This is a genomic window from Mycobacterium sp. (genome assembly GCF_035570115.1).
Lineage (GTDB): Bacteria > Actinomycetota > Actinomycetes > Mycobacteriales > Mycobacteriaceae > Mycobacterium.
The window spans coordinates 13959-32938 of sequence record NZ_DATMLH010000118.1 but is presented as its reverse complement, the minus strand read 5'-3'; the positions used below and the strand labels follow the sequence as shown (position 1 = coordinate 32938).

Genomic DNA, 18980 nt, shown 5'->3' with positions numbered 1-18980 from the left:
ACACTGGTGTGATGCGGCTGTACCGAGACCGGGCGGTGGTGCTGCGCCAGCACAAGCTCGGCGAAGCCGACCGGATCGTCACCCTGCTCACCCGCGACCATGGACTGGTCCGTGCAGTGGCCAAGGGTGTGCGCCGCACCCGTAGCAAGTTCGGCGCGCGACTGGAGCCGTTCGCGCATATCGACGTGCAGTTGCACCCGGGCCGCAACCTGGACATCGTCACCCAGGTCGTCTCGCTTGACGCGTTCGCCACCGACATCGTCAGCGACTACGGCCGATACACCTGCGCGTGCGCGATGCTGGAAACCGCCGAGCGCCTCGCCGGTGAAGAACGAGCACCGGCCCCGACATTGCACCGACTCACGGTCGGTGCGCTGCGTGCGGTGGCCGACGGTCGCCGACCCCGCGAGCTGGTGCTGGACGCGTATCTGCTGCGGGCCATGAGCATCGCCGGTTGGGCCCCCGCGCTGACCGAATGCGCCCGCTGCGGCACCCCGGGCCCGCATCGGGCATTTCACATCGCCGCAGGCGGCAGCGTCTGCGGCTACTGCCGCCCCGCCGGTGCGACGACGCCGCCGCTGGGTGTGCTGGATCTGATGTCGGCGCTGCATGACGGTGATTGGGAGACCGCGGAGACCGCACCGCACTCGGCCCGCAGCCACGTCAGCGGATTGGTGGCCGCCCACCTGCAATGGCATCTGGAGCGGCAGCTGCGAACGTTGCCGCTGGTCGAGCGGCCAGGCCGAGTCGACTCGGCTTTCAGCGTCTACCCGAGCCTGGCCGACCGTCGCGTAGCTCTGGTCAGGCAGGATGTGGCCCATGGGGATGAGTCGGGTGAGCCGCTCAGAGCGGAGGGCTGAGCGCACGAGGAAGGTCGCCCACTTCCCACAGCTGCCGCCTGCCCCCGACGACTACCCGACCTTTCCCGACAAATCCACCTGGCCGGTGGTGTTTCCGGCGCTCCCGCCGGCACCCGACGGCGGCCCCCGCCGGCCCCCACAACACGTTTCCAAGGCGGCCGCACCGCGGATCCCCGCGGACCAGCTGCCCAACCACGTTGCGATTGTGATGGACGGTAACGGCCGCTGGGCCACCCAGCGCGGACTGACCCGCGTCGAAGGCCACAAGATGGGTGAGGCCGTCGTTATCGATATCGTTTGTGGTGCAATCGAAATCGGCATCAAATGGCTCAGCCTCTACGCCTTTTCCACGGAGAACTGGAAGCGGTCAGCCGAGGAAGTTCGCTTCCTGATGGGGTTCAACCGCGACGTGGTGCGACGGCGCCGGGTAAACCTCAACGAGATGGGCGTGAAGATTCGCTGGGTGGGCTCGCGGCCGCGCCTGTGGCGAAGTGTCATCAACGAGTTGGCGATCGCAGAGCAGATGACGATGCACAACGACGTCATCACGGTGAATTACTGCGTCAACTATGGTGGCCGTACCGAAATCGCCGAGGCCGCAAGGGACATCGCGCGCGAAGCCGCCGCGGGCAGGCTGGACCCGGAGCGGGTCACCGAGGCGACTGTCGCTCGCCACCTGCACCGCCCCGACATTCCCGACGTGGATCTGTTGCTGCGGACCTCGGGCGAGCAGCGGACCAGCAATTTCATGCTGTGGCAAGCGGCCTACGCCGAGTACATCTTCCAGGATAAACTCTGGCCCGATTACGACCGCCGCGATCTGTGGGCGGCCTGCGAAGAGTACGCACTGCGTCATCGACGATTCGGGACGGCCTAGATGCCTTCGTTGCAGGAGCGGTTGTTAGCGGTGCTGTCAGAGGTATTACCCCTCGACGAGGAATCCGACGGCGCGCTGACCGTGCGCCACGACGGCACGATCGCGTCGTTACGGGTCGTGACCATCACCGACGAGCTCGACCTGGTGTCCCTGACCCAGGTTCTGGCGTGGGATCTGGTGCTGACCAAGAAGATTCGTGACAGCGTGGCCGAGCACGCGCAGAGCACTCTGCTGGGATCGGTGGCGCTGATAGAGAAGGCCGGCGAGGCGACCGGCAAACGCAACTCAAGCAAAACGGCAGACGTGATGCTGCGCTACAACTTTCCGGGCGGTGGCCTGAGCGACGACGCGCTACGCACGCTGATCCTGATGGTGCTCGACAAGGGCGCCGAGATCCGGCACACGCTAACGGGCTAAGTCTGATCGCGACAGTCCGCGCAAGTGCCGAAGATCTCGATGGTGTGGCCGACATCGGAGAATCCATGTTTGGTCGCCACCTCAGCCGCCCACACCTCGACCTCGTGGTCGCCCACCTCCACGGTCGACCCGCAGTTGCGGCACACCAGGTGGTGGTGATGGTCTTCCGAGCAACGCCGGTAGACCGACTCACCGGTGTCGTTGCGCAGCGTGTCGAGCATGCCCGCGGCCGACATCGACTGCAGCGTCCGGTAGACGGTGGTCAGGCCGATGTTCTCACCGCGGCGCCGCAGCTCGTCGTGTAGCTCTTGGGCGGACCGGAAGTCGTCGAGGGTGTCCAGCAGCGACGAGATCGCCGCCCGTTGCCGGGTGGAGCGGACGCTAGAGGTGCTCATGGCTTGTCCTCGCCGGCGTGTGCGACGGCGTCGATCACGATATGCGCCAAGTGGTGATCGGCCAGTCGGTAGAGCACCTCGCGACCCGACCGTTCCCCGGTGACCACACTTGCCGCCTTGAGAATTTTGAGGTGCTGGCTGACCAGCGGCTGCGGCACATTTAGCGCATCGACCAGCTCGTGCACGCAGCGCTGAGACTCGCGCAACTGCAGCACAATGGCGATCCGCACCGGCGCAGCCAGCGCGCGCAGCAACTCGCCCGCGGCTTCCAGAATTTCCCGCGGGGGTGGCGCCGGCAGCTCGGTGAAGTCAGAAACGCCGTGCTGATGGCCTTCATCCAAACCGGAGCCGAGGTCGCCGTGGCTCTCAGTCGACGCTGCGGGGGACATGACCATCACTTTCGAGCCGGCTGCTGGGGATCGCGGCGAAACCTGGAAAACACTGCCGGCTAGTTCCACTGTCACATGCATGATCACGCATGTCAAAGAGCTCGGGGTCGATCGTTACGATGACGGGTGCTCGCCGGCGCGCACCGGTGCGCACCGGTTCAGTGCCGGCCGAATCGTTCCCGCATCGAAAGTCAGGTGTAATCACCTCGTGGCGTCCGTCATCGACACCGTCGTCAACCTCGCCAAGCGGCGCGGCCTGGTCTACCCCTCCGGCGAAATCTACGGCGGCACCAAATCGGCATGGGACTACGGGCCGCTGGGGGTGGAGCTCAAAGAGAACATCAAACGGCAGTGGTGGCGCGCGGTGGTCACCGGCCGCGACGACGTCGTCGGCCTGGACTCGTCGATCATCTTGCCGCGTGAGGTATGGGTCGCCTCCGGGCACGTCGAGGTCTTTCACGATCCGTTGGTGGAGTCGCTGATCACGCACAAGCGTTACCGCGCCGATCACCTCATCGAGGCCTACGAAGCCAAGCACGGCCATCCGCCGCCCAACGGTCTTGCCGACATCCGCGATCCGGAAACCGGTGAGCCCGGCCGGTGGACCGAACCGCGCGAGTTCAACATGATGCTCAAGACCTACCTCGGTCCGATCGAGACCGAGGAGGGCCTGCACTATCTGCGACCGGAAACCGCGCAGGGGATTTTCGTCAACTTCGCCAATGTGGTGACGACCGCACGCCGCAAGCCGCCATTCGGCATCGGCCAGATCGGCAAGAGCTTCCGCAACGAGATCACGCCGGGCAACTTCATCTTCCGCACCCGCGAGTTCGAGCAGATGGAGATGGAGTTCTTCGTCGAGCCCGCGACCGCGCCGGAGTGGCACCAGTATTGGATCGACACCAGGCTGCAGTGGTACATCGACCTCGGCATCGATCCCGAGAATCTGCGGCTCTTCGAGCACCCCAAGGACAAGTTGTCGCACTACTCCGACCGCACCGTCGACATCGAGTACAAGTTCGGCTTCGCCGGCAATCCGTGGGGCGAACTGGAGGGTGTGGCAAACCGGACCGACTTCGACTTATCCACGCACGCAAAGCATTCCGGCGTCGACCTATCTTTCTACGACCAGGTCAGCGATACCCGGTATGTGCCCTACGTGATCGAACCGGCGGCGGGGCTGACGCGGTCGTTCATGGCCTTTTTGGTCGACGCCTACCACGAGGACGAAGCGCCCAACGCCAAGGGCGGGATGGACAAGCGCACGGTTTTGCGGCTGGATTCCCGGTTGGCGCCGGTCAAGGCAGCCGTGCTGCCGCTGTCCCGGCACGCCGATCTCAGCCCTAAGGCCCGCGATCTGGCCGCCGAGTTGCGCAAATGCTGGAACGTCGAATTCGACGACGCCGGCGCGATCGGGCGGCGTTACCGGCGCCAGGACGAGATCGGCACGCCATATTGCGTGACGCTGGATTTCGACTCGCTCGAGGACCACGCGGTGACCATCCGGGAGCGCGACGCCATGACTCAAGATCGGGTGGCGATCGACGCGGTGGCCGATTATCTGGGATCGCGGCTCCGGGGCTGCTAGACGCTAACGGGATTGTTGCGGAAGCAAGCGCGAGAAAAAATTTTCGTCATCGTTATCGACTATTGCTCACGTGGCCAATACTATCTAGCCAGGCGGATGATCTGACCGACCCGCCGGACATGGCGCGGCAGCACACTAGGGCGTGGTGAGCTGCCGCGCCTTTCCCGTGATCGTGCGCCGGCGCAATCCGCAACCTCAGAACCGCCCGCCGCCGCCCATGAAGCCGCCGTCGGATGACCCCGACGAACCGCCGAACGATGTCGGGCCCCAATCGCCACCCCAGCCGCCGCCGAAGCCTCCTCCGCCGAGCATGTCGCCGATGATGATCCCGCCCATCATCGCGCCCATGTTGTTCCCGCCGCCATAGCGTCCGGTGTACGCGAGTTGGGCGGATCGGACATCGTCGTCGGCCAGTGACTGCGCCTGAGCGGCCAGTGTCGCCGCAGTGTTGGCGCGGGTGATCGCTTCGTTCACATCGGTCGACCGCCTATCAAGCGCGGCTTGCAGTTGCCGGCTCGCCTCGGCGAGACGAGTCCGTGCCTCGGGCCCGATGCTGCCGCGGCGGGTGTCGATGTAATCGGACACCGCGTGGATTTGCGATTGGGCCGTGAACAAAGCTTGCTCGAATGTCCGGTTGAGGCGCTCGGAGGTTGCCTGCTCCTCGGCGACGGTGTCCAGGAGCCGATTCAAGTCGGCGTCGGTTTTCGTCAATTGGGTAAAGGCACCGAGCGGGTCGGCCGAACCGCTCGCGCGGGCAGCGCTGAGGGCTTTATTCGCCTCATCCCGGGCGGCGGCCAATTCGCGAAGGTGCGCCGCTTCGGTCTGCTGCGCGCTCTTCAACTGCTTGTCGGCGTGCTCTATTCCGGTTTGGATGTCGGCGATCAACGACGGCAGCGTCGTGACGGCGTGGTGAATGTCGCTGGCGGCGCTGTCCACCGCGTCGAGCAGCGCACGGGCTTGTCCCAGCCCCGACTCAGCAGCTTGCACGGCGTCGACCAGGCCGCTCTGCTCGCCGGTGACCGGCTTAGCCGCCAGGTCGCGCGCGCGGGTGAGGTTTTGGTCGGCGAATGCCAGCCGATCTTTGGCCGTTGTGACGTTGGTGGTCACCGACGTCAGTGCATCAGGGTCGAATTCGTTGTGCAGCTCGATCATTCGCTGTTCGGCCGGGGCGATGCGCGCCGTCAGCTCGACCATCTGCTGAGTCAGGCCGTCGAGGCGTGATGGTGCGTTGACCACCAGGTCACGCATTTTTTCGAAGGCCTCCCGCTGTGACTCCAGCTCACGATCGGCCTTCGCCGCCGAGACGATCACCTGTGTTAAGAGTTCGCGCCGCTGCGCCCGCGTCTCGGGTATCGCGTCGTCGAGTTGCTGGCGGACGGTGAACGCCTGTGCCAGAGCGGCTTTGGCATTATTGACGGCACGGCTAAACGTCTCGGTTCGCTGGTCGCCGAACTCCTCGATGGTCAGCGCCAGCTCGTTGGCGCTGGTGCGAACCGCGTTGTCGACATCGACGACTTTCCACCTTGACAGGTCATCGAGAGCACCCAGCGACAGCGCCGCCAGTGCATCCGGGTCGGTGGCATCGACCCGGCGCGCGGCAGCCCGTTCGGCTTCGCGCCGCCGGCGGCGCCGGTACCCCTCGGCCACAAGCAAACCCACCACGACGATCGCGATCACGCCCGCCGCGATCAGCAGTGCGGTCCGATTCTGTGACGCTTGCCCGCGGTCGAGCCCGGTGGCCGCCGCGATCGCAGCACCGCTCCAGTCGCCGCGGCGGAGCGCAGGTTCGATCTGGTTTCGCCTCAGGTCATCGACCTGGCTTGGGCTGAGGGCCTGCACCCTGTTGGGCACCAGGAACGCGTAGGAATGGTCGACGGTGGCGACGGCGAGCAGCGCATCGAAGTCGCCCAAGTCGCTCTCGGACCGGGTGTTCTTCGCCCAGCTCACGGCTGGTTGCCCGGAAAAGTCGTCGACGAAAACCACCCACAGCTGGATGTGGCGGTCGTTGTAGAGCTTGCTGCCGGCAGCCTGGACCGCCATGCGACCCGAGCCGCTCAACGCCCCGGCCTCGTCGGTGATGGAGTCGGACAGCCGGAAGGGCGGCTGTGCAGCAGCGGACGGTGCCACCAGTAGTGCGGTGATCAGAGTGGCCATGAATACGGCGAACGAGCGGACGGTGCTCATGCCCGACAATCTAGTGCGCTCCGCGGCCCCAGCGGGAGGGACTGGCAGACTGTTCGTCGATGATTCAGGAAGACCCCTACGTCGATTTCGACCGCCAGCGGGTGGTTCCCGAAGCGCCGAAGACCGCGGGGTTGCCGGGCACCGAGGGCCAGCACCGCAGCGACTTCGCCCGGGATCGTGCCAGGGTGCTGCACAGCGCCGCGCTGCGCCGCCTTGCCGACAAGACGCAAGTGGTCGGGCCGAGAGATAGCGATACCCCGCGCACCCGACTGACCCATTCGCTCGAGGTCGCTCAGATCGGGCGGGGGATGGCGATTGGCTTGGGCTGCGACCCCGACCTTGTCGACATGGCCGGGTTGGCCCACGACATCGGGCATCCGCCGTACGGCCACAACGGCGAGCAGGCGCTGGATGAGTTCGCGGCGGCTCATGGTGGGTTTGAGGGCAATGCGCAGAACTTTCGGATCCTGACCAGCTTAGAGCCCAAAGTTCTTAACCGGCAAGGCCATAGCGTCGGTCTGAACCTGACCCGGGCAGGTTTGGATGCCGTCACCAAATATCCCTGGCCGCGGGGGCGGGATCGACGCAAGTTTGGCTTCTACGACTTCGACGCCGACGCCGCCGCCTGGGTGCGCGAGCGAGCGCCTGCGGATCGGGCCTGTCTGGAGGCCCAGGTGATGGACTGGGCCGACGATGTCGCCTATTCGGTGCACGACATTGAAGACGGCGTCGTTTCCGGCCGGATCGACCTACGGGTGCTTGCCGATGACGACGAAGCCGCCGCGCTGGCCAAGCTGGGGGAACGCGACTTCGCCCGGGTGCGCGCCGACGACCTGGTGGCGGCGGCGCATCGGCTTTCCGGGCTGCCGGCGGTCGCCGCCGTCGGCAAGTACGACGCCACGCTGGCGGCCTCGGTCGCGCTCAAGCGGCTGACCAGCGAGCTGGTGGGCCGCTTCGCCTCAGCGGCGGTCGCGGCCACCCGGGCGACCGCAGGCCCCGGACGGCTCGCCCGCTACCAAACCGACTTGCAGGTTCCCGAGGTGGTGCGCGCCGAGGTTGCGCTGCTCAAGACCCTGGCGCTGCAGTTCATCATGTCCGATGCGCGTCATCAGGAACGTCAGCGCTCGCAACGTGAACGCATCCATCGGGTGGCGCACTGGCTGCTGGCCGGAGCGCCTCGGACCCTCGACCCGCTGTTCGTGCCCGGGTTCAACACCGCCGCCGACGACGGTGAGCGGCTGCGGGTCGTCGTCGACCAGATCGCTTCATTCACCGAGGGACGGCTGGAACGCATCGAGACCCACCAGGCGTGAACCGCGACGATAGGTAAGGCACCCCGGCCGCACTAGGCTGCGGTTTATGTCCAAGCACACCAATGCTGTTGTCGCCACGTTGTCCACCGTCGTCGCACTCAGCGCCTGCACCTCCCATCAGCAGTCGGGCACTTCGCCCTCTGGGCCCTCGTCGACGAGCGCTTCAAAGGGTGCCCAAACACTCAGCGCTGAACTGCACACCGCTGACGGTAGGTCGGTGGCCACTGCCACCTTCGACTTCGCCAATGGCTATGCCACTGTCACGGTGAAGACGACCGCCAACGGCATCCTGACGCCGGGACTCCACGGCCTGCACATCCACGAGATCGGCAAATGCGAGCCCAACTCGCCCGATCCGATGGGCGGTGCGCCCGGCGACTTCATGTCGGCCGGCATGCACTACCAGGCGCCGGGGCACACCGGGGAACCCCCCAGCGGTGACCTGTCGACGCTGGAGGTCCGCAACGACGGCGCCGCCTACCTGGTGACCACCACCGACGCGTTCACCAGGGACGACCTGTTGGCAGGCAACAAGACAGCCCTCATGTTGCACGGCGGGGACTACGGTCCAGACGCCGAGAAGCGCATCGCGTGCGGCGTGATCGGCACCGGTTAGCGCCGATACAGTTCATCTTCGGAGCATCGTCGGGCGGCGGCTCTACACTTGGCCGATGGCTGGCCGTATCTCTGATCGCGATATCGCCGCCATCCGCGAACGAGTGCGCATCGACGAGGTCGTCGGCGACTACGTCCAGTTGCGTCGCGCAGGTGCGGATTCCCTGAAGGGCCTCTGCCCGTTCCATGACGAGAAGTCGCCGTCGTTTCACGTGCGGCCCAATCACGGTCACTTCCATTGCTTCGGCTGTGGTGAGGGCGGTGACGTGTACGCGTTCGTCCAGAAGATCGAGCACGTCAGCTTCGTCGAGGCCGTCGAAGTGCTGGCCGACCGGATCGGATACACGATCACCTACACCGGCGCTGCCACCAGTGTGCAGCGTGACAGGGGCAGTCGCAGTCGGCTCATCGCCGCCAATGCCGAGGCGCAGGCGTTCTATGCGGCGGCGCTGGAGTCCCCGGAGGCACAACCGGCGCGCAATTATCTGACCGAGCGGAATTTCGACGCCGACGCGGCGCGGCACTTCGGCTGCGGATTTGCGCCGTCGGGCTGGGATTCGCTGACAAAGCATCTGCTGCGCAAGGGTTTTGAGTTCAAGGAGCTCGAGACCGCAGGTCTGTCGCGGGAAGGTCGCCGCGGCCCGATCGACCGGTTTCACCGCAGGTTGTTGTGGCCGATCCGGTCATCGGCGGGAGAAGTGATCGGGTTCGGGGCGCGGCGGCTGTTCGAGGACGATCCGATGGAAGCCAAGTACGTCAACACGCCGGAGACGTTGCTGTACAAGAAATCATCGGTGCTGTTCGGTATTGATCTGGCCAAGCGCGACATTGCCAAGGGGCATCAGGCCGTCGTCGTCGAGGGCTACACCGACGTGATGGCGATGCACTTGGCCGGAGTGACGACGGCGGTCGCCTCCTGCGGCACCGCGTTCGGTGACGAGCACCTGGCGATGCTGCGCCGATTAATGATGGATGACAACTTCTTTCGCGGTGAGATGATCTACGTGTTCGACGGCGACGAGGCGGGCCGGGCGGCGGCGCTCAAGGCGTTCGGCGGCGAGCAGCATCTGGCGGGTCAGTCCTTCGTCGCGGTCGCCGCCGACGGTATGGACCCGTGTGATCTGCGGCTGGCGTCTGGCGACGGCGCGCTGCGGGATCTGGTGGCGCGGCGAACTCCGTTGTTCGAGTTCGCGATTCGCGCTGCGCTGAGCGAGGTGGACTTGGAAAGCGCCGAGGGCAGGGTGGCCGCACTGCGCCGATGCGTGCCGACGGTCGCCCAGATCAAAGATCCGACGCTGCGTGACGAGTACGCGCGCCAGCTGGCGGGCTGGGTCGGCTGGTCGGATGTCGCGCAGGTGCTCGGCCGGGTGCGTGAGGAGGCGAAGAACCCCACCAGCCAGAGCCGTGCCAAGCCCCGTCGTACTGCCGCAACCGAGGCCGACACACGCGTGCCGGCATTCACCGCCCTTCGTCCCGACCCCCGCGACCCCACGCTGTGGCCCCAGCGTGAGGCGCTCAAGTCGGCGTTGCAGTACCCGGCGCTGGCCGGGCCGGTGTTCGACACTCTGACGGTGGAAAGCTTCACCCATCCCGGCTACGCCGCGGTGTGCATGGCGATCGGGGCGGCCGGCGGGACCGGGACCGGTGTCGGTGGGGCGGAGTGGCTCGATGCGGTGCGCCAAAAAGCCCCATCGCCGGCGGCTGCCGGGCTGGTCAGCGAGCTTGGCGTCGAGACGATCCGTGTCGACGACGACGACAAGCTGCCGCGCTATATCGCCGGCGTGCTGGCCCGCCTGCAGGAGGTCTGGATCGGCCGTCAGATCGCGGAGGTCAAGTCGAAACTGCAGCGCATGTCGCCGGTGGAGCAGGGTGACGAGTACCACGCCCTGTTCGGGGACTTGGTCGCGATGGAGGCATATCGGCGCAGCCTGCTGCAGCAGGCCAGCGGCGACGACCTCACCGCCTGAGCGATTCGCGGTTAGGTGGCCCTGCGCGGCTTTTGGGGCTCGACCACAGCGGTCTCGTCGTCGATCTCGGTCAACGTCACCATTCGCGTGTCGGGCGAGACCCGATTCGCGATGGTGCGTCGTCCTCCCTCGATTACCGATTTGGCGACGGGACTGCTGGTCAGGGCGCGGTAGGTGCCGACGATCTGTTCGTAGCGACGCCGTCCGGCCTTCGCGCCCAACACATAGCCGAGTCCCAGGACGACGACATACCGGATCAAAGCTGTCCCTCCTGACGTTGCTGCGATGCGTCCATCCTGCCCCATGCTCGAGGGCAGGCGCCCCTCGGCGGGCGATCAGTCTGCTTGGGCGTCGGCACGCAAGTACGCTAGAGTCGTCCAGCGATCCGCGCGAGCGTGCGCGCGGACACCAGCAGTCCCCTGTAGCTCAATTGGCAGAGCGTTCGGCTGTTAACCGATAGGTTCCTGGTTCGAGTCCAGGCGGGGGAGCAGGTCTTTGCGCAGGTCAGACCATGTATCTAGACCTGCAAAGCAAGCTTTGTGCCCTACGTGTGGCTTTCGGACGCAAACGGTCCGCCGGCTTCTCCACTCATTCACCAACCAGTGAGTCGGAGGCACAGCAAATGAACACCACGGCCGATGAGGTCAACAGCTTGTCGGACCCCGACGCGAACATCGACGCATGAAGCGCTTAACGGTGGCGTCCTGGCTGGCACCCTCACCCCGCCCCGGATACCAGATACCGACGCAGGCAGGGCCGGTGCTCCCAGGCGCCCAGGTCTACCCTCCGCGGTGCCCGGCGGCCATGCTGGCATGTGGGTTCCGGTACGACCCTGGGACCGGGACTTGGAACGCGCCGTCGGGAACCGGATCGTCCTAGTCCACGTCTGAATAAGGGACTCGGCCCGCCACGGCTCTCTCCACGTGGCGGGCCGCACCCGAGCCCTGGGTTACCCCGGGGAGATCGTCCGTCGCGCCGGCTTCTGCCAACGGACCAGGATGGTGCCTCCCTGCGGCAAGTAGCTGTCGGTCGGCATGAGCACCTCCATGTCTTCGTCGGTGCTGTTAAACATTCCCGAGTCGATGCCGTGGGTTACCCCGGCGACATCGTCCGTCGCGCCGGCCTCTCCCAACAGAGCAGGGATGTATCCCATGAGTTCTTCTCCCTTAAGCCGTATGAGTGACCCCTTGGAGGGGGGCGAATGGCTACCGTTCGATGGTGCCGCGAAGCAGTTGCAACTGACGCGAGTAGTCCACTACTGGTCTTGTTTCGGCGTCATACCTGCGCCATAGGAACCAGATCGCCTACCGCCCGTTACACGTCCCTGTGATCGCGTACCAGCGGCCCGCAAAGTATTCGCAATCACCAGTGTTTCCGCCGCCGCCCGCGCAATGGCCGAAACCGGATCTCGTTACCTCGAACGCGGATGATCTATTCCTGATGCATATCGAGGCCGATGGACTGCCCTACACGAAGAGTCAGCGCGCGGGGGCCATCGTCACGCGTCACGCGATAACGCGGTATTCAATGACACGAAGACATAGGCTGCACGTTTGACCAGACAAAGCGGCTGGTCCTTCGATTCCCTGATCGGCGTATGCCAGGACACGCGCCCTACGGACTGACCCACAGAAACCCCACGATAGGACACCTTGAAATGAAAACAGTCTCAACCATTCTGGCTACTGCGGCGGTCGCGTTGTCGGTGATCGTCGCCCCGGTGGCTAGCGCAGCGGGGCCGTGCGCCTATGTTGGTACAGCGGAGGAGGGCGCTCACGCGCAGGAATGCACGTCCTGCCTAAACTCCCACGGCAACAGCCCTAATTCGGCGATGCTCTGTGGTAAGCCGTACTTCTACCGGCCAACCTGCGCTCAAGGGGTCGTCTGCGGCAACGCATTCCGCACCGAGGGGCCGTGCCAATACGCGGGTACGGCGCAAGGCGGCGGCGCTAACGGGCAAGCCTGCCAAGCGTGCGTAAACTCCCTTATGCCCAACCCGCAAGCGCCGAATCTCTGTGGCGCGCCACCACCGCGTGGTCCAGCGTGCGAGCAAGCCGGGGTGTGCGGCAACGCATATCGAACTGCCCCGGCATGCCCGCCCAATGCGCCGATAGCTGATTGCGTTCCGCCTGGCACGTTTCCTACGCCAGCGTTCGGGCCAACAGTGGATCCGACACAGTGCGACTCAACGTCGATCTACAACCGGACGATAGGGTCATGCGCGGCTTGCAATTACGGTAACGGGCAACTTAAGCCGCTAACCGTGCCGTGCGACCACAACGTCTAACTGCTAACCCACAGCAGAAAGCAGCGCCCCTGTCGGCATCATCACACGCCGGTATAAATGTCGGTGGCTCATCAAACATGCCCGCGATGATATCGCGGAATCACTTGCACAGGAATATCTTTCATTGCAGCGCATCCGTGCATTGCACGGGGCAGGGCATTTCACACTCGGCTTCTGCTACACGGCTCGCGCCGCAACGGTTTGGTGTTCCCTGCGCTAGCAAACAGGCGTGATGACTTCGAGTCCAGGCGGGCGCCTCGATCGTTGCGGCTCAGAGGCCGGGCGGAACCTATTTCGGGTTGAGCAGCATCGGTGGGGTGCGCAGCAGCGGGGGCGCCCCAGCCTGGTATTGCGGGCAGTAGACGTCAATGGCGGCCATGGCGAACTCCCGAGACGTTTCGATATTCGCCTGGCTGGAATTAACCCAAGCCCCGGCTTGGATGTCAGCGACGACCTCGTTGAACGGCTCACGGTGGCCGAGCGCCTGACAGACGTGGTGGCCGTCCCCGATCAGTGCGCCGGCGTCCGCCTCAGGGTTAACGCCGATTTGGTGCAGCGACGTAAGAAATTGCTGGTCAGGCGTGGGAGGCGGCGGCTCGGTGCTCGCTGACGGTGGTTCGGCGGTGGCGGCAGGTATGCCCCGCTCCCCGTACGGCGTCACCCCGAACCAAGCGACGACACCGGCCGTCCCCAGCGCCAGGACGATGGCGACACACCGCAGGAGGGCGCTGCGTGATCGGGATGACTGGAAGGGCGCGACGCCGGGCGCGTCGTCGCTGAGCGACCAAGCGCTGATGGCCTCGGTCTCTTCCGAGGGTGCTGCCGACGCCGTCTTCTCGCGCGGGACGCCATCTGCGTCCATGACTGAGAGTCTAGTTCGATGAATGCCCGGCCGTGGCGATTCAGTCTCACGGTGTGACCGGAACACAGCTCAGCCCTCTAGGCCCGCCGCGGCGAAGTGACGATGGTTCTGACCGGCGCGATGGCGCCAAAGCTGCTGTGGCGCAGATGGTTGAGGACGGTCGATCAGCTGATGCCGGGATCAGCCGCCGACATCACAGGTCGGGTTTGAGTCCAGGCGGGGCAGCAAACGTCTGTTACTGGCCTAGTGGCTTGGGACCAAGACCGGGGATCAGCGGCTGGGTGGTGTGCTGGCTCGACTTGCTCAAGTAGTCCGGGCAGTACGTGCTCGACGCAAGCGCCGCGAACTTCATGGCACCGCCGCCGTTCAATCCGGGGTTGCGCATGGCCAGCTCATCGACGACGTCCTTTTCCGATCGCCCCGAGATCATCATGTTGCAGGCCATTCGGCCCGCCGCGACGGCATCGGGGGCGCTGCGGTAGGTCATGCCCGCATTGTTGAGCGAGGCCAGAAAGTTTTGATCAGCAACAGGATCGTCCGGAACGGGGCCGGGAGGGGGGTCGGCCAGCGCTGGCACGGCCACGGCCACGCCGACGATGGCGGCCACGGTGGCAAGCATCAGAGGCAGTCGCATCGGACGATTATCGTCCACGTCGGTGCGATTGTCCTGTCGAGCCCGATTCGTCCGCTTCGTCGGGTATCGAGTCTGGTCGAGTCAAACCCTGGTCACCGGGCCCGGGTCACGATTCGATGGTGGGTTGTGACGGCCCTCCGGGTGGGGAGCGAAAAAAGATGATCTTCACGCAGCACTATCTGGACTGTTTGTCGCAGGGGTCTTATCTGATCGGGGATGAGACCACCGGCCGTGCGGTCGTGGTCGACCCTCGTCGCGACATCGATGACTACTTGAGCGAAGCCGCCGAACATGGCTTGCGCATCGAAAGGGTCATCGAAACCCACATCCACGCCGACTTTCTGAGCGGTCACCTCGAGCTGGCCGCCGCCACCGGGGCGCTGATCAGCTACGGCGAAGACGCCGACGTCGAGTTCCCGATCGAGCCGTTGCGGGACGGCCAGCGGATCTCGCTGGGCCAAGTCACCCTGGAGATTCTCGCGACACCGGGGCACACTCCCGAGTCGATATGCATCGTGGTCTACGAGAATGCCGACGATGAGGTGCCCTACGGGGTGCTCACGGGCGACACGCTGTTCGTCGGCGACGTGGGCCGTCCGGATCTGCTCGCGGACAACGGCCTGTCGGCGGAGACGTTGGCCCGGACGCTATACGGGTCACTGCACGACAAACTTCTGCAGCTGCCCGACGCTACGCGGGTTTTTCCCGCGCACGGCGCCGGATCGGCGTGCGGCAAGCAGCTGTCGAGCGAAACCAGTTCAACAATCGGTGAGCAGCGCCGGACCAACTATGCGCTGCAGATGATCGATGCCGACGAGTTCGTCGCCGCGCTCACCGAGGACCAGCCCCCGCGACCGCGGTACTTCGAGTTCGACTCGCTGCGCAACCGTGAGCAACATCCGCTGCTGGACGGAAATGCGCCGGCCCTGATGGACATCGACGAAGTCTGCACACATGCCCGGGCGGGCGCCATTTTGCTGGATGGCCGGGAGTCGGCCGACTATGCGTCCGGTCACTTACGCGGTGCGGTTAATGTGGGCCTGCGCGGGCGCTTCGCCGAATCTGTCGGTATCGTCGTGCCGCCCGATCGGGACATCGTCCTGGTCGGCGACCCTGCGCATGCGCAGGAATCCAAGACCCGCCTCGCCCGGGTAGGCTTCGACCGGGTAATTGGTCAATTACGCGATTTGCCAAGCGTTTTCACGCGGCGGCCAGATCTTATCCGGACCGCTTCCCGGCTGACCGGCGGGCAGCTAGCCGAACTGCGTAGCCTGCAGCCCGGTGTGCAGCTTGTGGATGTGCGCAACCCTGGTGAGACGGCGGACGGCGTCATCCCCGGAGCACGCGAGATCCCGCTGCCGGCACTGACCGATTCGATCGCCAGCCTCGATCAGACGGCCCCGGTGGTCGCTTACTGCGCAAGCGGTTACCGCTCGCTGGTGGCTGCGAGCCTACTTCGCGCTTCGGGCTTCGATGATGTATCGGACCTGATGGGCGGCTACGAAGCCTGGCAGGGCGCCGGCGCCGCGTGACGGCGCATCAGATGGAGAAGTCCTCGCCGTGCCACACTCCGGCCTCCGGCGGCCGGATGACGCGACCGGTCTGAGGGGTATTGGCCTGGGCCTCTAGCTTGGCCACCCTGGTCAGCAACGACTGCAGGCTGACGCCCACCAGGTCAGGCATCAGGGAGTCATCCGCGCTGCCCGGCCCGGCGCGGCTGATGATCTGCCCGGGAACCCCAACGACCACGCTGCTCGACGGCACCTCTTTGACCACGACGGCGTTGGCGCCGATCCGGCTGTCGTCGCCGATCTTGATCGCGCCGAGGACCTTAGCGCCCGCGCCGATGATCACCCGGTCACCGATAGTCGGGTGGCGTTTTCCGGTGTCGTTGCCGCTGCCGCCGAGTGTGACGCCGTGGTAGATCGTGACGTCGTCGCCCACTTCGGCTGTTTCTCCGATCACCACACCGGTGGCGTGGTCGATGAATAGGCCGCTGCCCAGGATCGCGCCGGGATGGATCTCGACGCCGGTCAGGATGCGGGTGAGCTCCGCAAAAACCCGCGCGGCCACTCGCGCGCCGCGGTTCCACAGCCAGTGGCTGATCCGGTGGCCCCATATCGCGTGCACGCCCGGATAGGCGAAGATGACCTGCAGCGTGCTGGGGACGGCCGGATCCCGCTCCTTGGCCGCCCGGATGTCCTGGCGTATCGCCGTCAGCATGGGCTACTCGGTCGCGTCCGCGAACAGCGGTGTGCTCAGATATCGTTCGCCGAAGTCGGGGAGCACGACAACGATGAGCTTTCCGGCGTTTTCGGGACGTCGGGCTACCTGCAGCGCAGCCACCGTCGCCGCACCCGAGGAAATACCGGCGAGCAGTCCCTCTTCGCGAGCCAGCCGCCGAGCCAAGTTAATGGCGTCGTCGTTGCCGACGGTGACGATCTCGTCGACCAGATCCAAGTCAAGAACCGGTGGGACGAATCCTGCCCCGATGCCCTGGATGGGGTGGGGTCCCTTCTGGCCGCCGGACAGCACCGGCGACGCGGCCGGCTCGACGGCCACGATCTGCACCGAGGGCTTGCGTTCCTTGAGGACCTGCGCGACACCGGTGATGGTCCCGCCGGTGCCGACTCCCGACACGAAGATGTCGATCTTGCCATCGGTGTCGCGCCACACCTCTTCGGCGGTGGTCTTGCGGTGAATCGCCGGGTTGGCCGGATTCTCGAACTGCTGGGGCACGAAATACCGTTGGTCGGTTTTGGCCAGTTCCTCGGCCTTGGCGATAGCGCCGGGCATGCCTTCGGCGCCCGGGGTCAGGATGAGTTCGGCGCCGTAGGCGAGCAGCAACTTCCGCCGTTCGACACTCATGGTTTCGGGCATGGTCAGCACGAGTCGATAGCCGCGTGCCGCCGCCACTTGCGCGAGAGCGATGCCGGTGTTTCCGCTGGTTGGCTCGAGGATGATGGTGTCGGGTCTGATCAGGCCGGCTTCCTCGGCCGCGTCGATCAGGGCCACCCCGAGACGGTCCTTCACGCTGGCCGCCGGATTGAACGATTCCAGCTTGGCGACAACATCCGCATCTACACCGTCGGTGACCCGGTTCAACCGGACCAGGGGTGTGTTTCCGATCAGTTGGGTGATGTTCTCAGCGATGCTCACAGTCGCCATCCCAGCGGATGTCGAAGTGGATTGCAACGTCAGCGGGTATCGCCAGGGCGACCGGTGTGAATCGCTGCGCCGCCCCCTCTAACGCCACTCCGGTCAGCACCCGCCCGGCGACGTTGTGCGCTGTCGTTGCGGTCAAGGTGGTCGTCGTCGTGCCCGGCGCCGGTCGGAGGTAGAAGTCGCTGCCCGGTTGAACTGTCCCATCGATCGTTGCGCCGTCCGCATCGATCAACGTGTGACCATCGGTTACCTTGAGCGTCAGGGGAATTCGAACTTGGAAGGGACCCACCAGGCCGGGTTCAGCAACTGCGTGAGTGGCGACGAGTCGTGGTTCGCCGGCTTCGCGCAGGACCGTGCTCGCCCCGGTGAGCAAGTAGTTGTAGAGGTGCACTACCCGGTCGGCGTTGCGGTAGTGCCGTGTGCCGGTGAGCCAGAAACCGACGTGACCGATGCCGGGTGCGCCGTTCTGGGTCGCAGCGATAAGTCGGTAGAAGCGGAAGCCGCGCCCACGGCGGCCGTGGCTACTCGATGACAAGGTGCTGCCCACACCCAGCGCGCGTTGGTAGCGGCCCTTGGCTGGATCGGTGATCAGCTGTGAACCCGAAACGTCATACCAGTCAACGCCGTTGGCTGACTTTTGCAATCGCAGGCTGACAGGGTCATCCGACGTGGTCCAGACCGAATAGCCGCCCAGTTGGGGTTGGCCGTCGAATTCATAGGTGATTACCGGCCCGGGACCCCTCTTCACCGCGACCGGAACGTTCAGTGGCTGGGTGTCCAGAGCCAGACCGTTGGTGAAGTACCAGATCGCGGCCTGGGTCGCCGCGATGGCTTCGTGCTCGCTGATGTTGGCTGCCCCCAACGGATAGCCGGCGGCGCGTAGTTGTCGGCTCAATTCGGCGGTTGTGGTGATCGGGAAGGAATGGCGCAGGATCCAGCCGATCTGGGCCTCGCGTCCACCACCGCGTAAGTGGGGCAGTGCCGACCAGGTTCCCAGCCGATAGCGCGACGGAAGGTGTGGCGCGATACCGGTGAAGTCCAGGGAGTAGGCGTCCAGGTTGGGGTTGAGCCTGATCAGGTCGGTGCGCGCGGTGGTGCCGTCAGTGAACACGATCCTGTCCACCGTGTGCGAATAGGTTCCGCCCCGGTAGCGGGTCATCCGGGGAAGTTCGTTCGCCGGCCGGACGAGGACGCGTCGGCGGGACGTCACCTGCGTCGGCGCGGGTAGGGATAAAACAGTCATGGGTCTGGTTGATCTTCCTGGGAGAGTGCAATCGCGCGCGATTTGGTAACGCCGCAAGGTCTGGCATGGCCGCCCGCTTGCGGGATAAATGCGCGACGATTTGAACGTCAGATGGGCGTCAGGAAATCAACAACAACAACAACAGAGCACGATGAGGCAGCGCGAGGGGACAAAGCGCAGCGGT

General features: G+C 65.3%; 18 protein-coding genes and 1 tRNA gene. 9 read left to right on the top strand and 10 right to left on the bottom strand.

Annotated elements, in window-relative coordinates:
- Positions 1-11 precede the first annotated feature (11 nt).
- The 3 genes from recO to VNW74_RS11010 are packed head-to-tail and all read left to right on the top strand — an operon-like array spanning position 12 to position 2154.
- Positions 12-860, top strand: a complete 849-nt coding sequence (gene recO / locus VNW74_RS11020) for a DNA repair protein RecO (protein ID WP_325676644.1) — start codon at positions 12-14, stop codon at positions 858-860.
- Positions 826-1737 (top strand): decaprenyl diphosphate synthase, encoded by a 912-nt coding sequence (locus VNW74_RS11015; RefSeq protein ID WP_325676707.1) that lies wholly within the window; start codon positions 826-828, stop codon positions 1735-1737. The genes recO and VNW74_RS11015 overlap by 35 nt, the downstream gene beginning before the upstream one ends.
- Complete coding sequence (locus VNW74_RS11010; RefSeq protein ID WP_325676642.1) at positions 1738-2154, top strand: hypothetical protein; 417 nt, start codon at positions 1738-1740, stop codon at positions 2152-2154.
- Here the strand turns inward: VNW74_RS11010 and VNW74_RS11005 are convergent.
- Both VNW74_RS11005 and VNW74_RS11000 read right to left on the bottom strand, forming a co-directional pair.
- Positions 2151-2549, bottom strand: coding sequence for a Fur family transcriptional regulator (locus VNW74_RS11005; protein ID WP_325676640.1), 399 nt, complete (start codon positions 2547-2549; stop codon positions 2151-2153). The two genes, VNW74_RS11010 and VNW74_RS11005, sit on opposite strands and share 4 nt — an antisense overlap.
- Entirely contained in the window at positions 2546-2944 is a 399-nt protein-coding gene (locus tag VNW74_RS11000) for a metalloregulator ArsR/SmtB family transcription factor (protein WP_325676705.1), read from the bottom strand. Before VNW74_RS11000 ends, VNW74_RS11005 begins: the two co-directional genes overlap by 4 nt.
- 166 nt (positions 2945-3110) lie before the next feature.
- On the opposite strand from VNW74_RS11000, the gene VNW74_RS10995 reads away from it, so the two are divergent.
- On the top strand, positions 3111-4526 hold the full coding sequence (locus VNW74_RS10995; RefSeq protein WP_325676703.1) for a glycine--tRNA ligase: 1416 nt from the start codon (positions 3111-3113) through the stop codon (positions 4524-4526).
- Positions 4527-4721: 195 nt separating this feature from the next.
- On the opposite strand, the gene VNW74_RS10990 is transcribed toward VNW74_RS10995, so the two are convergent.
- The gene (locus tag VNW74_RS10990) at positions 4722-6710 is read right to left on the bottom strand and encodes a TPM domain-containing protein (RefSeq protein WP_325676638.1); all 1989 of its coding nucleotides are present in this window, start codon (positions 6708-6710) and stop codon (positions 4722-4724) included.
- Positions 6711-6769: 59 nt separating this feature from the next.
- On the opposite strand from VNW74_RS10990, the gene VNW74_RS10985 reads away from it, so the two are divergent.
- Genes VNW74_RS10985 through dnaG form a run of 3 tightly spaced genes read left to right on the top strand, consistent with a single transcriptional unit; the run spans position 6770 to position 10605 of the window.
- Entirely contained in the window at positions 6770-8023 is a 1254-nt protein-coding gene (locus VNW74_RS10985; protein WP_325676636.1) for a deoxyguanosinetriphosphate triphosphohydrolase, read from the top strand.
- A 46-nt stretch (positions 8024-8069) separates the two neighbouring features.
- The gene (locus VNW74_RS10980) at positions 8070-8639 is read left to right on the top strand and encodes a superoxide dismutase family protein (protein ID WP_325676635.1); all 570 of its coding nucleotides are present in this window, start codon (positions 8070-8072) and stop codon (positions 8637-8639) included.
- A 55-nt stretch (positions 8640-8694) separates the two neighbouring features.
- On the top strand, positions 8695-10605 hold the full coding sequence (dnaG, locus tag VNW74_RS10975; RefSeq protein WP_325676634.1) for a DNA primase: 1911 nt from the start codon (positions 8695-8697) through the stop codon (positions 10603-10605).
- An 11-nt stretch (positions 10606-10616) separates the two neighbouring features.
- On the opposite strand, the gene VNW74_RS10970 is transcribed toward dnaG, so the two are convergent.
- Positions 10617-10865 (bottom strand): hypothetical protein, encoded by a 249-nt coding sequence (locus VNW74_RS10970; RefSeq protein ID WP_325676632.1) that lies wholly within the window; start codon positions 10863-10865, stop codon positions 10617-10619.
- Positions 10866-11020: 155 nt separating this feature from the next.
- Between VNW74_RS10970 and VNW74_RS10965 the strand changes: the two genes are divergently transcribed.
- Positions 11021-11093, top strand: a tRNA-Asn gene (locus VNW74_RS10965).
- Positions 11094-11554: 461 nt separating this feature from the next.
- Here the strand turns inward: VNW74_RS10965 and VNW74_RS10960 are convergent.
- The 3 genes from VNW74_RS10960 to VNW74_RS10950 form a co-directional block, all read right to left on the bottom strand.
- Positions 11555-11758 carry a hypothetical protein gene (locus tag VNW74_RS10960; protein ID WP_325676630.1) on the bottom strand — a complete coding sequence of 68 codons (204 nt, stop codon included), beginning with the start codon at positions 11756-11758 and terminating at the stop codon, positions 11555-11557.
- A 1423-nt stretch (positions 11759-13181) separates the two neighbouring features.
- A complete protein-coding gene (locus VNW74_RS10955; RefSeq protein ID WP_325676628.1) occupies positions 13182-13754 on the bottom strand; it encodes a DUF732 domain-containing protein in 573 nt (190 codons plus the stop codon).
- Positions 13755-13989: 235 nt separating this feature from the next.
- Entirely contained in the window at positions 13990-14388 is a 399-nt protein-coding gene (locus VNW74_RS10950; protein ID WP_325676626.1) for a DUF732 domain-containing protein, read from the bottom strand.
- Between the two features lie 158 nt (positions 14389-14546).
- Between VNW74_RS10950 and VNW74_RS10945 the strand changes: the two genes are divergently transcribed.
- Positions 14547-15920 carry an MBL fold metallo-hydrolase gene (locus VNW74_RS10945; protein WP_325676625.1) on the top strand — a complete coding sequence of 458 codons (1374 nt, stop codon included), beginning with the start codon at positions 14547-14549 and terminating at the stop codon, positions 15918-15920.
- A 7-nt stretch (positions 15921-15927) separates the two neighbouring features.
- Here VNW74_RS10945 and cysE read toward each other — a convergent pair whose 3' ends face one another.
- The 3 genes from cysE to VNW74_RS10930 are packed head-to-tail and all read right to left on the bottom strand — an operon-like array spanning position 15928 to position 18796.
- Positions 15928-16611: a serine O-acetyltransferase gene (cysE, locus tag VNW74_RS10940; RefSeq protein WP_325676624.1), complete on the bottom strand. Its 684-nt coding sequence runs from the start codon at positions 16609-16611 to the stop codon at positions 15928-15930.
- Positions 16612-16614: 3 nt separating this feature from the next.
- On the bottom strand, positions 16615-17547 hold the full coding sequence (gene cysK / locus VNW74_RS10935; RefSeq protein ID WP_325676623.1) for a cysteine synthase A: 933 nt from the start codon (positions 17545-17547) through the stop codon (positions 16615-16617).
- Entirely contained in the window at positions 17534-18796 is a 1263-nt protein-coding gene (locus VNW74_RS10930; RefSeq protein ID WP_325676622.1) for a TQXA domain-containing protein, read from the bottom strand. The genes cysK and VNW74_RS10930 overlap by 14 nt, the downstream gene beginning before the upstream one ends.
- Between the last annotated feature and the right edge of the window lie 184 nt (positions 18797-18980).